Origin of the sequence: Bacteroides sp. ET71, assembly GCF_023336905.1 — a bacterium.
Classification (GTDB): domain Bacteria; phylum Bacteroidota; class Bacteroidia; order Bacteroidales; family Bacteroidaceae; genus Bacteroides.
Genome location: NZ_JAMBLS010000162.1, coordinates 1 through 364 on the forward strand (window position 1 = coordinate 1; position 364 = coordinate 364).

The 364-nt window shown below is 60.7% G+C and carries 1 protein-coding gene; it reads right to left on the reverse strand.

From position 1 onward, the window contains the following. The coding region (locus M3090_RS15690; protein WP_249057816.1) for a hypothetical protein at positions 1–294 on the reverse strand (294 nt) is incomplete at its 3' end. Positions 295–364: the final 70 nt, after the last annotated feature.

The window sequence follows — 364 nt, forward strand, 5'->3', positions numbered from 1 at the left end:
CTTCACACTGTCCACCAGCCGTTTGTATTCCCGTTCATCCGTCGCCCCCTCGCGGAGCACGCCATGCAGTTCCGACACAAGGGGAAAGAGTTCGCGGTCGCTCTGCGTCCAGCGGAGGATGTCGGTGAGCTTGCCGAAGGGGGACAGCACCGCCTTGATGCCCCCGAAGCCGGTGTAGGCGGCCAATACCGTCTGCTCCTCCGGTGTGGCGGCACGCCTCTCCCGTTCCAGACGGAACATCAGGCGGATGGCCTCGATGTTGTCCCTAAGATGTGCCTTCTTGTTATATGCCATTTTCTTCGAGCCAGATTGAGATTACACCGGCCAGTTCCCCGCACAGCCGGTCGAAGTCGGGGGTAAACTC